Origin of the sequence: Vulcanococcus limneticus LL (assembly GCF_943369875.1) — a bacterium.
Classification (GTDB): domain Bacteria; phylum Cyanobacteriota; class Cyanobacteriia; order PCC-6307; family Cyanobiaceae; genus Vulcanococcus; species Vulcanococcus limneticus_A.
The window spans coordinates 406,331-418,447 of sequence record NZ_CALROT020000001.1; the positions used below are offsets into that span (position 1 = coordinate 406,331).

Genomic DNA, 12,117 nt, shown 5'->3' on the forward strand with positions numbered 1-12,117 from the left:
CGGCGACGGGGCAACCAGGTCATGGTGGCAAGGAACGCCTGCGGCCTCCGCCGGAACGGGTCTCAGGCGAGGGGCGCTACGTCGGGCGCACCATCTCCCGGTGATGGCTGGCCCTGCCGCTGCTGCCCATGGCCGATGGCCAGCAACAGCAGGCTGATCACGCCGAGCAGGGCCGTGAGCAGGGCCACGATCAGCAGGGTGCCCGCCAGGCCGCTGGCGTAGGCGCCGTAGACGGCGCTCTCCCACACCTTGGCGGTGGGGGTGGCGTCGGGCAGCACGCCCTGGCTGAGGAAGGCGCGCACCTTGGCCACCAGATCGGTGAGGTCCTGGGGGTGCACGCCGAGGGCCAAGAGGCGCTGGCGCAGGCTGGCGAAGCCGAAGCCGTTCACCATGGCGCCGCTGGCCGCCAGCCCCAGGGCGAAGCCCAGCTGGCCGGTGGTGGTGCGGAAGGCGGTGACGGCCCCGAAGCAGTGGGCCGGAGCCTCCTGCACGAACAGGGCCGACTGCGGCACCGAGATGAACGAGAGCCCCAGCCCCACCAGCAGCAGGCCGGGCACCAGGGCCAGGTAGGGGCTCTGGGCCCGGATCACCGCCAGCAGGCCCACCCCGAGCACCAGGGCGACGAAGCCGGCGGCCATCAGCTGGGTGGTGCGGCGTCCGGGCTGCATCAGCCGGCCCGCCAGCAGGCCGCCGAGGCCGAAGCAGAGCAGCAGCGGCAGCTGGGCCAGGGCCACCTGGCTGGTGCTCCAGCGCTGCACCACCTGCCAGAAGTTGCTGGTCTGCAGCTGCACCACCGACTGGGCGAAGTTCCAGGCGATGCCGCTCACCACGGCGGCGGCGAAGCAGCCGCGGCCGTAGAGGGCCACCGGGAAGATCGGCTCGGAGCGGCGCCGCTCGATCAGCAGGTGCACGGCGACGAGCAGCAGGCCGCCGAGGCTGGGCAGCCAGAAGGCGGGGGCGGTGAGGCCCTCCACCGCATGGCTCACGCCGCTGAGCACGAGCACCATGGCGGCGGCGATGCTCAGCAGGCCGGGCACGTCGGCCCGCAGGGTGGGGTTGGCGGGCATCGGCGGCAGCAGGGCCGGCAACAGCGGCAGGCAGAGCAGGCTGATCAGGGGCACCAGCCCCATGGCCAGGCGCCAGCTGCTGTCGGCCAGCACCCCGCCCAGCAGGGAGCCCACCACGAAGCCGGCGATGATCAGCAGATTCCAGAGGCCGAGGTCGCGGGCCAGCTGCCCGGGGGCACCCACGGCGCGCACCGCCGCGAAGGAGGCGGCGAGCACCGAGCCCATGGCGATGCCGGTGAGGCCGCGCCCCAGCAGGAACACGCCGGCATTGGGGGCCGCCAGGGTCAGGGCGTTGCCGGCGATCGCCAGCAGCAGCGAGGCGCCGAGCACCCGGCGGCGGCCGAGCCGATCGCCGAGGAAGCCCATCAGCAGCACGGTGGCGGCCTGGGTGAGGGTGGAGAGGCTGGCGGCCAGGGCCAGGGTGGAGCCGTGCATCGCCAGGCTGCGGCCGGCCTGCACCAGGGCCGTGTTGGCCACGGTGGGATCGATCAGCTGCAGGCTGGCCAGCACCCCCAGGTAGGCCACGGTGAGGGTGTTGGAGCTCTCGCTGCTGCGGGGGCTGGCGGTGGCGGTCATGCGGGGAGGGACACGGGGGCGGGGAGGGGCCAGCGCAGGGCGGGAGCATCGGCGCGGCTGATGGCCACCAGCCGCCCGCGGCGCTGCAGGGGAGAAGGCCAGGGCCAGCGGGGCCCGTCGGCGAGCTCGAGCTGATCGCCGGCGCGATCGAGCGGCACGGGCCCTTCGGGCTGGTCTTCAAGCCACACATCGCCCTTGAGGCGCAGCACCTCCGGCCCCAGCTGCCGGGCCCAGGCCAGCAGCTGCCGGCGCGGCAGGGGCTGCAGCTGCAGCCAGGATTCGCTGCGCACCAGCCGGCGCTCCTCGTGCACCGGCAGGGCCGGGCCTGGGCGGCGGGCCGCCAGCTGCTCGGCCAGCCACCGGCGGCATTCGGCGGCGCGGGCGGGATCGATCCGGTCGACCTTGGTGAACTGGAGCAGGTCCACCCCGTCGAACTGCTGCTGCACCAGCTGGCCCACCCAGGGGTCGTGCCAGAGGGCCTCGATGCGCTCGAGATCCACCACGAGCAGCAGGCGGGCCAGCTCCAGGCCGTGCAGCTGCAGCTGGCTGGCCACCCGCTCGGGCACGGCCATGCCGCTGGTTTCCACAAGCACGTGGGCGGGCGGTTCCGGCAGCTGGGCGAGCTGCTGCAGGGCCGGGCCGAGGCCCTCGCGCAGGCTGCAGCAGAGGCAGCCCTGGCTGAGCTCCAGCACCTGGCCGCTCACCTGGCGCAGACGGTCGGCATCCACGTTGATGCTGCCCAGGTCGTTCACCAGCACGGCCCAGCGCCGGCTGGCGGGGTCCTGGAGCCAGCCGTTGATCAGGGTGGTCTTGCCGGAGCCGAGGTAGCCACCCACCACGGTGGTGGGCACGCCGCGCAGGGCCGCCAGGGGCGAGCCGGCGCTCATGCAGCGGCTCCGGTCGTGGTGCCGGCGGGGTCGCCGTACACGCACACGCCGTCCTTGAAGGTGGCCACCACGCCGATGGCGTTGAGCTGCTCCGGCGGCGTGGCGGTGGGGTCGCGGTCGAGGATCACCAGATCGGCCCGCTTGCCCGGCGCCAGGCTGCCCTTGCTGGACTCCTCGCGCAGCTGCCAGGCCGCCTCGATCGTGAGGGCCCGCAGGGCCGCTTCGGCGCTCACCCGCTCCGATTCGCCGAGCACCACGCCGCTGCGGCTGCGGCGCGTCATCGCCGTTTCCACCATCCGCATCGGCTCGATCGGCGTCACGGAGAAGTCGTTGTGGTTGGTGCAGTGCAACCCCAGGGCCATGGCGCTCGCCATCGGACTCAGGCCGCTGGCGCGCTCCAGGCCGAGGTTGGCGACGTGGGTGTCGCCGAAAAAGAAGGCATGCACGGTGAAGAAGCTGGGATGCAGGCCCAGCTCCACGTACTGCTCCAGCTGACCCGGGGCCATGAACTGGGAGTGCACGATCACGGTGCGGTGGTCCTGGCCGGCCGTGAGCCCGGCCCGGCGGCAGGCCTCGATCATCATCGCGATGGCGGCATCGCCGTTGCAGTGGGCGAACAGCTGCAGCCCCTGGGCCGAAAGCCGGGCCACCGTGTCGTTGAGCACCTCGGGCGGGAACAGGGGCTGGCCGCGCCAGTTGTCCTCACCGTTGGGGCCCGGGGTGAGCAGCGGTTCACTCCAGAAGGCGGTCTTGCCCTGGGGGGAGCCGTCCACCAGCAGCTTGATGCCCTGCAGCTTGAGGTGGTCGTCGTAATGGCCGAAGGCGTCGCGGGCCGGCTGGGGCAGCTCCAGGGTGTCGCCGTGGAAGTCGGGGAAGCGCTCCTTGAGCATCCCCGGCACCTCCAGCACCAGGGGCAGCAGCACCAGGTCGATCGAGAGGCGGCCCTGGCGGGCGGCGGTCTGGAACAGGCCTAGGTCGGCGGCGGCGGTGGCGCCGTCCTGGGCGGTGGTGATGCCCTGGCGGGTGTAGAGCTCCTGGGCTTGGGCGAAGCGCTCCAGCCGCTCCTGCTCGGAGGGCTGGGGCATGTGCACGAACAGCGGCAGGAAGGCCGTTTCCATCACCAGGCCGGCCGGTTCGCGGCTGCCGGGACGGCGCACGATCACGCCACCAGCGGGGTCGGGGGTGTTGGCGTCGTAGCCCACCAGGGCCAGGGCGCGGCTGTTGAGCACGGCGCCGTGGTTGGAGTTGTGGATCACCATCACCGGGTTGTCCGGAAACAGCGGATCCAGATCGGCCCTGTCGAGGGGGCGGCCGTCGGCGAGGCCATCGGGGTCGTAGCCGTAGGCCACCACCCAATCGCCGGGCTGCACGGGATGGCGGGCCACGTGCTCGCGCAGCACCTGCTGCAGGCTGGCGATGCTGTCCACCGGCCCCGCCGGCGGGCGCTGGATGTTGGCCCAGGTCACCACCTGCAGGGCGTTGGCGAAGTGGCCGTGGGCGTCGATGAAGCCGGGCAGCAGGGTGCGGCCCTGCAGGGGGATGCGGGTGGTGGCGGGGCCGGCCAGGGCGAGCACGCTGGCGTCATCGCCCACGGCCAGGATGCGGCCCGCGGCCACGGCGATGGCTTCGGCGCGGGGCTGATCGGCCTCCATCGTGAGCACGGTGCCGCCGTGCAGGATCAGGTCGGCAACGGGGGCGTCGGTCAAGGGGAGGCGTTCGCTACCCGCGGCTTAGCCAGCCGGCCTGGCGGCGTCAGCCCGCGGCCTACGGCTCCACCTTCTTGAGGAAGCGGCCGGCCAGGCGCACGGCCAGCACCACCGCCGCGATGCCGTAAGAGGTGAACGTCACCACCTGGCCCGCCGTGCCGGGGGCGTAGGCCTCGCGCTCCAGCAGCACGATGTCGGCCAGGGAGGCGGCGGTGCCCCAGAGCAGCACCCACACGCTCACGTAGAGGACGCCTTTGAGGGTGGGGTTCATGGGCTGCCTGCAGGGGCCGTGGGGCCGACCCTAGGCAGACGCGCTGCCCCCCACCCACTGGGCCGGGCGGTGGCTTCAGGCCAGCTCGCCGGCGGCCACCTTGGCGCGGATGCGGCGCAGCAGGTCGCGCACCCGGGGGCTCACGTCGGCGCTGCAGCCGCTGTGGCGATCGGCGCGGGCCACGAAGAACAGGGTGGCGCGCAGTTCGGTGAGGGTGGAGGCGCTGCCGCTGTGGGCGAGGGCGGCGCAGGCGTCGAAGCCACCGGCCGCTGCATAGCCATCGATGGTGTGGGCGAAGGGCCCCCAGTCGGCGAGGTCGCCGTCGGGATCGGGGATGCGCTCGAGCCGGAGCTGCCGGTTGCTGAGGTGCGTCATCGGGGCGCCAGGGGAGCGGGGCCGCATTGTGCGACTCCCGGCGGCGGATCCGCCAGGCTGGCCTCCTCCCTGAGGCCCCGGCCCGATCCATGGTTCCTCGCTTCCTGATGGGGCGCGTGCTGCGTCCCCTGCTGGCCTGCTGTGCGGCGCTGCTGCTGTTGGCGAGCGCCGCACCGGCCTGGGCGGAGTTCGCGCTGCCGCCGCTGCCCTATCCCGCCGACGCCCTGGAGCCGGCGATCGATGCCACCACGATGACGATCCACCACGACCGCCACCACGGCGCCTACGTGGCCAACCTCAACGCCCAGATCAAGGCCAACCCGGCCCTGGCCAACCTCAGCCTGGATGTGTTGCAGGGCCAGATCGCCGGCTTCCCCGAAGTGGTGCGCAACAACGGCGGCGGCCACTGGAACCACAGCCAGTTCTGGGCCGTGATGGCGCCCAAGGGCCAGGGCGGGGTGCCGTCGGAGGAGCTGCTGGCGGCGATCACCAGCCGCTTCGGCTCGCTGGAGGCGATGCAGACCCAGTTCAACCAGGCGGCCGCCGGGCGTTTCGGTTCGGGCTGGGCCTGGCTGATCCGCAAGCCCGACGGCAGCCTCGCCATCACCAGCACCCCCAACCAGGACAACCCGCTGATGGACCTGCCGGGGATCGAGCGGGGCACACCGCTGCTGGGCCTGGACGTGTGGGAGCACGCCTACTACCTCAAGTACCAGAACCGCCGGCCCGACTACATCCAGGCCTGGTGGGACCTGGTGAACTGGAACGAAGTGAACCGCCGCTACGGCGAGGCGGCGGCGGCCCCCACCGCCACGCCCGCCCGTCCGTGAGGCTCCTGCCCCTGGCCGCTCTGCTGGCTCTGCCGGTAGGCGTGGTGACGCCAGTCCCGTCCGCCCTGGCGGCGCCTCTCCCCGTGGCGCGCCCGGTTGGGGTGGATGCGGCGTTGCTGCAGCAGAGCCAGGCGCGGGTGCCACCCTTCCTGGCGGAGCTGGACCGCCTGGTGTCGATCGACAGCGGCAGCGCTCAGCGGCAGGGCCTGGAGCGGATGGCTGCTCACCTGGAGCAACGGCTGCGGCGCCTGGGGGCGCGGGTGGAGCGCCACCCGGCCAGGCCAGGCGGCGGCGACATCCTGGTGGGCCATCTGCCGGGCCGCGGGGATCGCTCCGTCCTGCTGATGGTGCACACCGACACGGTGTTTGCGGAGGGGGAGGCGCGCCGCCGGCCCTTCCGGATCGCGGCGGGGCGGGCCCGCGGCCCGGGCGTGGCCGATGCCAAGGGCGGCGTGGTGATGATTCTGCAGGCCCTGGAGCTGCTGCGGGCGCGTCAAGGCCCCAACCACGCCCCGATCACGGTGCTGTTCAATCCGGATGAGGAGATCGGCTCACCTGGATCGGCCCGGCTGATCGCCGAGCAGGCCCGTCGGCACGCGGTGGTGCTCTCGTTCGAGCCGAGCCCGCAGAACGGCGTGATCGACAGCACCAAGGGCATCGCCCTGCTCAACCTCGCGGTGCAGGGCCGCTCGGCCCATGCCGGCGCCGATCCCGACAGCGGCCGCAACGCGGCGGTGGAGCTGGCCCATCAGGTCGTGGCCCTGCAGAGCCTGGGGGATCCGGCCCGGGGCACCACGGTGAACTGGACGGTGTTGCGCAGCGGTGAGCGCCCCAACGTGATCCCCGCCGAAGCCAGCGCCACCGCCGACATGCGCTACAGCGATCCAGCCGAACTGGAGCGGGTGCGGCAGCAGGTGCAGGGCAGCATCGGCCGCCCCCACATCGCCGGCACCACCACCACGCTCGCCCTCAAGCTGCGGCGACCGCCCTTCCCCCGCAATCCGGCCTCCGAGGCGCTGGTGCGCCAGGCCGAAGCGATCTTCCGCGAGCTGCAGCTTCCGCTACCGGCGATCACGATGGGGTTCGGCACCGATGCCGGCCATGCCTTCCAGCCCGGCAGTGCCAGCCCCGCCGTGCTGGAGGGCCTGGGCGTGGTGGGCGGCGGCCTGCACAGCCCGGAGGAGTGGATGGATCTCGGCAGCCTGCCGGCGCGCCTCTATCTGGTGGTGCGGCTGCTGGAGACGGTGCCCCTCAGCGGTTCCCTGCATCGGGCTTCTGGTGATGATCTCCCGACAGGCAAAGTGCGCGAGATCAGGGATGCGCTGTATCGCTGAACAGGGTCACCAGTGGGTGGCCCTTGATCACAGCTGGAAACTCCTGCAGGTAAAGCGTGGTGGCTTCGCGCAGGTTGGCGAGGGCCTCCTCGATGGATTCCCCTTCCGTTGTGGTGCCCGTTTCAGGGTTGAAGGCCACGTATCCGCCTTCCTCCGCAGGTGTCAGAACAGCGGTTAGTTCCATCGGTGACGGTGCAGTGGCTTCAGTCTGACGGCCTCAAGCTGTTGCGGCAGGCCCACGACCGCCGCCAACGCCCCCCCAACCGCCCCGCCACCACTCCCCACCGCCTCGCCAGGATGGGGGCCTCAGCGTCAGGGCCCTGCCCAGGCCGCGCCACACCCGAGAGATCCGTGCCGACAGCCGTGCCGACCGCCGCGTCCACCACCGTGCCGACCAGCACGTTCGCCGCGTTCGCCCAGCGGGCCGACTACTCGCTGCTGGAGTCCCTGCAGGTGGATCCCCAGGCCACCGACGACGGCCGCGATCACCGGCCCCGCCAGGTGCTCTCCGGGCACTACGTGCCGGTGACGCCCACGCCCCTGCCAGCGCCGGAGTATGTGGCGCACAGCAGCACCCTCTTCCACGAGCTGGGCCTGAGCGATGGGCTGGCCCACGACGAGCAGTTCCGCCGGCTGTTCTCCGGCGACATCGGCGTGGCGCAGGAGCCGATGCGGCCGTTCGGCTGGGCCACCGGCTATGCCCTCTCGATCTATGGCACGGAATACATCCAGCAGTGCCCCTTCGGCACCGGCAACGGCTACGGCGATGGCCGAGCTATTTCCGTGTTTGAAGGCGTGTTCAACGGCAAGCGCTGGGAACTGCAGCTGAAGGGCGGCGGCCCCACCCCCTACTGCCGCGGCGCCGATGGACGCGCCGTGCTGCGCTCCAGCGTGCGCGAGTTTCTGGCGCAGGAGTTCATGCACGCCCTGGGGGTGCCCACCTCCCGCTCGCTCACGCTCTACATGTCGCGGGAGGAAACGGTGCGCCGGCCCTGGTATCTGCCGGATTCCCGCTCGTTTGATCCCGACGTGATGGTCGACAACCCGGCGGCGATCACCACCCGCGTGGCCCCCTCGTTTCTGCGGGTGGGCCAGCTGGAGCTGTTCGCCCGTCGCGCCCGCAGCCAGGCGCACCCGCAGGCCCTGAATGAGCTGCGGCTGATCGTGCAGCACCTGATCGAGCGCAACTACCGGCCGGAGATCGATCCGAGCCTGGATTTCGCCGATCAGGTGGTGGAGCTGGCGGGCTTGTTCCGCGGGCGGCTCACCGCCCTGGTGGCCCACTGGATCCGCGTGGGCTACTGCCAGGGCAATTTCAACAGCGACAACTGCGCCGCGGGTGGCTACACGCTCGACTACGGCCCCTTCGGCTTCTGCGAGCTGTTCGATCCCCGCTTCCAGCCCTGGACCGGCGGCGGCGAGCACTTCTGCTTCTTCAACCAACCGGCGGCGGCCGAAGCCAACTACCAGATGTTCTGGGCCGCCATCCGCCTGCTGCTTGAGGGCAACAGCGAGGCCCTGGCGAAGGTGGATGCGATCCGCGACGGCTTCGCCGGCGCGATGCAGCAGGAAATCGAGGCGATGTGGGCCCGGAAGCTGGGCCTGGCCAACCCCGATGCCGACCTGGTGCAGGAGCTGCTGCAGCTGATGGCGCACTCCAGGGCCGACTACACGATCCTCTTCCGCCGGCTCTCTGCCCTGGCCGCTGACCCTGGCGCTGGCCTGCCGGAGCAGCTCGCCACCCTTTCGGAGAGCTTCTACATGCCGAGCAGCGAGGAGCTTGAGGCGCGCTGGATCCAGTGGCTGCAGCGCTGGCGGGATCAGCTGTCGGCCAGCGGCGACCCCCGCGACACCGCTGCCGCGATGCAACGGGTGAATCCGGCCATCACCTGGCGCGAATGGCTGGTGGCCCCGGCCTATGAACAGGCAGCGCTTGGCGACACCAGCCTGGTGCAGGAGCTACAGCAGGTGCTGAGCCACCCCTACGACGAGCCCTCCCCTGACATCGCAGCGAAATACGACCGCCTGAAGCCCAGGGAGTTCTTCAGCGCCGGGGGCGTGTCGCACTACAGCTGCTCGTCGTGAGCAGCTGTCGTGCCCTCAGTCGAAGACGTGGCCGTGGGCGAAGCGCTCCTCATGGCCGGCTGCCTCGGTGAGGGCGGCCACGTTGTCGCGGGTGAAGAAGCCGTCGTAGCCCTGGCAGCGCTGCACGTATTCGGTGATCAGCAGCGAGTGGGGTGAGCTTTTGGAGAAGATCTGCTTGAGGTTGGGCTGATCGCGGCATTCGCCCACCACCTCGGCGAGGAAGGGCACGCCGTGGCTCTGGAGGTTGCGCACCACCCAATCCACGTTCTGTTCTGAATTGATCGCACCATCGAGTACCTCCAAGGCGATGTGATGCATCCGACGGCCGAAGTTGCGCACGAAGTCTTCCGTGGGCATCGGCAGGTTCACGAGCGAATTGAGATAGGAGGGGGTGTTGTTGGCCGTGAACACCCTGGCTGGCGAGTGCTTCTCATCGCTCACATGGGGGCAGCGGGTCACATTGGTGGAGGAGTTCATCTCATGGATGTTGTAAGCCCCCCAGAAGTAGTAGGGGACCATCGTGAGATATTCCAGGATCGCGTCCTCCCGTTCACCGGCCAGCACGCGGGTGGCCATGTGATCGATGCCCAGCACGCGCCCTTCGAGGCCGAGGCTGCGGTGGAGCTCCGCGGCCTCGAGGAGCGGCCGTTCGCTGTCGTCGTCGAGCAGCACACGATCGCCAAGGTTGAGGGGCGCCAGCGAATCGAGCGGCACATCCACATAGCCCACCCGGTTGTAGGTGTAGTCGGAGAGGAAGGTGAAACTGAGATGCGGTTGGGCGTAGAAGGGATTCGGCGTTTCGCCGGGATACACGAAGCGGATGTTCTGCTCCTCCAACGCCGCCCGCACCGCGCTGCAGGAGTTGCAGCTGTAGATCTCGCCCACATAGCGCGCGTTGGGGTGGGGGGCCGCCAGCGGATACATGGCATTCCAGCGGGTTCCCTCATCCTCGAAACCGCTGTTGAGCGGTTCCAGCACGATCAGCCGTGGCCAGGCCGGATCCGCCGCGAGCAGATACACCCGATGCGTTTCGATCAGCCAGCATTCCCGGAAGCGGTAGGGACCCATCAGCGCCAGTTCGGCCAGATAGGGCAGGCCATGGCCGTGGTCCACCTGCACCACCAGCGCCGCCATCGTTCCCACCAGCTGATCGAGGCCGGAGCGGGCCCGCCGTTCGTAGACGAGCGGCAGAGTCTCCTCGAAGAAGGGGGTGTTCCGCTTGTCGCCGCGGGGGCGGTAGGTGCTGAGGTCGATCATGCGCCCGTGGCGGATGGCGAGGCGGCAGCCACAGTGAAGCAGCTCTGACTCAGCTGCGCCGGCTGCAGTGCCACGGCTGTTGGAGGCGACGGCTCGCTGTTGCGTAGAACCGCATCCTGCATCAGGTGATTGGTTTCGAACTGTGCCCGGTCGAGTCCTGTGCAGTAGCTCACGGCACGCAGGGCAAAGCGCTCCATGTCGTGTGCATAGAGGCGCCAGTCGCGATCCCGGCCCCTGTCAGAGGGTGATGGCATCCGCTTCAACCGTTGGCCTGAGCTCCTTTCGGAGTGCCTGTTCCGTGACCAGATCGACAGGCTGCTGAAGCAGGTCTTCTAGGAAGAGCTGGAGCCCATAGAAGCGTCTGGCCGTGGCGGGGCCATCGAAGGCCACCAGCAGATCCACATCGCTGCCGGTTGTCGCCGTGCCACGCGCCCAGGAGCCGAAGATCCGCAGGCTGCGGACGCCGAAACGCTCACTCCAGGTGGGCGCGTGCTCCCGCAACCGGCTGATCAGATTGTCAGAGCTGACGTCCATGGCCGGCAGCGGACATTGAGGCGGGGCCTGGTCCAGACGCTAAACCGCCAACGCCATCACCGGCAGCCCCATCGCCGGACTCTCCCGCTTCAGCTGCCAGCGGATCGCCATCGTCTGCTCGCCCTCGTGGCTCTTGTACCGGGCAAAGCCGAGGCAAACAAACGGCTCCGTGACCGCACCCTGCCGGCGCTGCTCCCACACGAACAGCAGCACCCGCGCACTCTGCGCCTCGTGGTGGATACACCGCTGCCCGGAGGCGAAGGCAGCTTCGATCTCGGCGCGGCTGTAGCGACGGTGCACGCGCAGGTTCAGGTTCCGCGATGAAAGGTTTCAGAGGGCATCGATGAACGTTTCCGCGTCGACTCCTGCCTGACGAAGCACGCTTCCCAGTGTCCCCAACGCCAGATCACGCCGATGGAGTGGCACCACGCAGGTCACATTGGCGTCGCCACGTTCAGGGTTGGGGGACTGTTTTCGCAGGACTACATGGGAGCCTTTCTGGCGCACGATCTCGAAACCGAGGCGCTGCAAGGCGGCGATGACGGCAGATGCCGGCAACCGAGGCAACTTAGGCAACGCCGACCTCGAAGGTGGTCAGCAGTCGGGGCGCGAGGGCAGGTTGCGGACACTCCTCCAGGTAGAGCTCGGTGGCTTCGCGCAGGTTGGCCAGTGCTTCCTCGATGGTGTCGCCTTGGCTCGCAGTGCCGACCTCCGGGCACTCCGCCACGTAGACCTCGTCTTCCCGATACAGGATCGCCGTGAGGCGCTGGGGGGTGGCGGTCGTCATGGTCGCCGGGGTGCTCTGGACACCAGTCTGGCGGTTCTCCAACCGGCAACGCCACGTTGAGGGACACTGAGGCAGAGACGGCGCCGGGGATCCCGGTGAAGTCGGCCGGCTCCATGGCGAGCGCTGATCACGATTGTGGACCGCTTCCAGGACGCCGTGCGGAAGGCGGCATGGGAGCGCAGGCCTTGTTCAGACTCGATATCGATCACCTGTGGGGGGTCATACGCGTCAAGCTGTTCCGCAACGGCCGCAGCCAGGCGGTGCGGATGCCGGCCGATCTCGAACGCCACGGGAAGCCGTTGGCGGCGATGGATCTGCTGATCGCCAGCCATGCCTCAGCGAAGGTTGCGCCCTGGTGACGGCGGATCAGGCCTTTGCCAATGGGCCCGATCTGCAACTGGAGGCCTG

Annotated in this window: 15 protein-coding genes; 4 read left to right on the top strand and 11 right to left on the bottom strand. The window is 70.1% G+C overall.

The window, feature by feature from the left end; all coding sequences use genetic code 11:
* Positions 1-62: 62 nt before the first annotated feature.
* From ACLV7J_RS01945 to ACLV7J_RS01965, 5 genes are all read right to left on the bottom strand, one after another.
* Positions 63-1,643, bottom strand: coding sequence for an MFS transporter (locus tag ACLV7J_RS01945; RefSeq protein WP_411867429.1), 1,581 nt, complete (start codon positions 1,641-1,643; stop codon positions 63-65).
* Complete coding sequence (locus ACLV7J_RS01950) at positions 1,640-2,530, bottom strand: CobW family GTP-binding protein (RefSeq protein ID WP_411867430.1); 891 nt, start codon at positions 2,528-2,530, stop codon at positions 1,640-1,642. Before ACLV7J_RS01950 ends, ACLV7J_RS01945 begins: the two co-directional genes overlap by 4 nt.
* Positions 2,527-4,236, bottom strand: a complete 1,710-nt coding sequence (locus ACLV7J_RS01955; protein WP_411867431.1) for an amidohydrolase — start codon at positions 4,234-4,236, stop codon at positions 2,527-2,529. The genes ACLV7J_RS01950 and ACLV7J_RS01955 overlap by 4 nt, the downstream gene beginning before the upstream one ends.
* A 58-nt stretch (positions 4,237-4,294) precedes the next feature.
* Entirely contained in the window at positions 4,295-4,507 is a 213-nt protein-coding gene (locus ACLV7J_RS01960; RefSeq protein WP_411867432.1) for a hypothetical protein, read from the bottom strand.
* A 75-nt stretch (positions 4,508-4,582) separates the two neighbouring features.
* Entirely contained in the window at positions 4,583-4,882 is a 300-nt protein-coding gene (locus ACLV7J_RS01965; RefSeq protein WP_411867433.1) for a hypothetical protein, read from the bottom strand.
* Positions 4,883-4,971: 89 nt separating this feature from the next.
* Between ACLV7J_RS01965 and ACLV7J_RS01970 the strand changes: the two genes are divergently transcribed.
* Positions 4,972-5,712 carry a superoxide dismutase gene (locus ACLV7J_RS01970; protein ID WP_411867434.1) on the top strand — a complete coding sequence of 247 codons (741 nt, stop codon included), beginning with the start codon at positions 4,972-4,974 and terminating at the stop codon, positions 5,710-5,712.
* Positions 5,713-5,795: 83 nt separating this feature from the next.
* Complete coding sequence (locus ACLV7J_RS01975; RefSeq protein WP_411867435.1) at positions 5,796-7,046, top strand: glutamate carboxypeptidase; 1,251 nt, start codon at positions 5,796-5,798, stop codon at positions 7,044-7,046.
* Here ACLV7J_RS01975 and ACLV7J_RS01980 read toward each other — a convergent pair.
* Positions 7,024-7,230 (bottom strand): type II toxin-antitoxin system HicB family antitoxin, encoded by a 207-nt coding sequence (locus ACLV7J_RS01980; RefSeq protein WP_411867436.1) that lies wholly within the window; start codon positions 7,228-7,230, stop codon positions 7,024-7,026. The genes ACLV7J_RS01975 and ACLV7J_RS01980 overlap by 23 nt on opposite strands.
* A 203-nt stretch (positions 7,231-7,433) precedes the next feature.
* Between ACLV7J_RS01980 and ACLV7J_RS01985 the strand changes: the two genes are divergently transcribed.
* Positions 7,434-9,131 carry a protein adenylyltransferase SelO gene (locus tag ACLV7J_RS01985; protein ID WP_411867583.1) on the top strand — a complete coding sequence of 566 codons (1,698 nt, stop codon included), beginning with the start codon at positions 7,434-7,436 and terminating at the stop codon, positions 9,129-9,131.
* Positions 9,132-9,146: 15 nt separating this feature from the next.
* Here ACLV7J_RS01985 and ACLV7J_RS01990 read toward each other — a convergent pair whose 3' ends face one another.
* The 5 genes from ACLV7J_RS01990 to ACLV7J_RS02010 all read right to left on the bottom strand — a co-directional run bounded on the left by ACLV7J_RS01990 (position 9,147) and on the right by ACLV7J_RS02010 (position 11,709).
* Positions 9,147-10,388 (bottom strand): hypothetical protein, encoded by a 1,242-nt coding sequence (locus ACLV7J_RS01990; RefSeq protein WP_411867437.1) that lies wholly within the window; start codon positions 10,386-10,388, stop codon positions 9,147-9,149.
* 237 nt (positions 10,389-10,625) lie between these two features.
* A complete protein-coding gene (locus ACLV7J_RS01995) occupies positions 10,626-10,922 on the bottom strand; it encodes a nucleotidyltransferase family protein (protein WP_411867438.1) in 297 nt (98 codons plus the stop codon).
* Between the two features lie 39 nt (positions 10,923-10,961).
* Complete coding sequence (locus tag ACLV7J_RS02000) at positions 10,962-11,222, bottom strand: hypothetical protein (protein ID WP_411867439.1); 261 nt, start codon at positions 11,220-11,222, stop codon at positions 10,962-10,964.
* Positions 11,223-11,252: 30 nt separating this feature from the next.
* Positions 11,253-11,498 (bottom strand): type II toxin-antitoxin system HicA family toxin, encoded by a 246-nt coding sequence (locus ACLV7J_RS02005; RefSeq protein WP_411867440.1) that lies wholly within the window; start codon positions 11,496-11,498, stop codon positions 11,253-11,255.
* A complete protein-coding gene (locus tag ACLV7J_RS02010; RefSeq protein ID WP_411867441.1) occupies positions 11,491-11,709 on the bottom strand; it encodes a type II toxin-antitoxin system HicB family antitoxin in 219 nt (72 codons plus the stop codon). The genes ACLV7J_RS02005 and ACLV7J_RS02010 overlap by 8 nt, the downstream gene beginning before the upstream one ends.
* 113 nt (positions 11,710-11,822) lie before the next feature.
* On the opposite strand from ACLV7J_RS02010, the gene ACLV7J_RS02015 reads away from it, so the two are divergent.
* Positions 11,823-12,068, top strand: coding sequence for a hypothetical protein (locus ACLV7J_RS02015; RefSeq protein WP_411867442.1), 246 nt, complete (start codon positions 11,823-11,825; stop codon positions 12,066-12,068).
* Positions 12,069-12,117 lie beyond the last annotated feature (49 nt).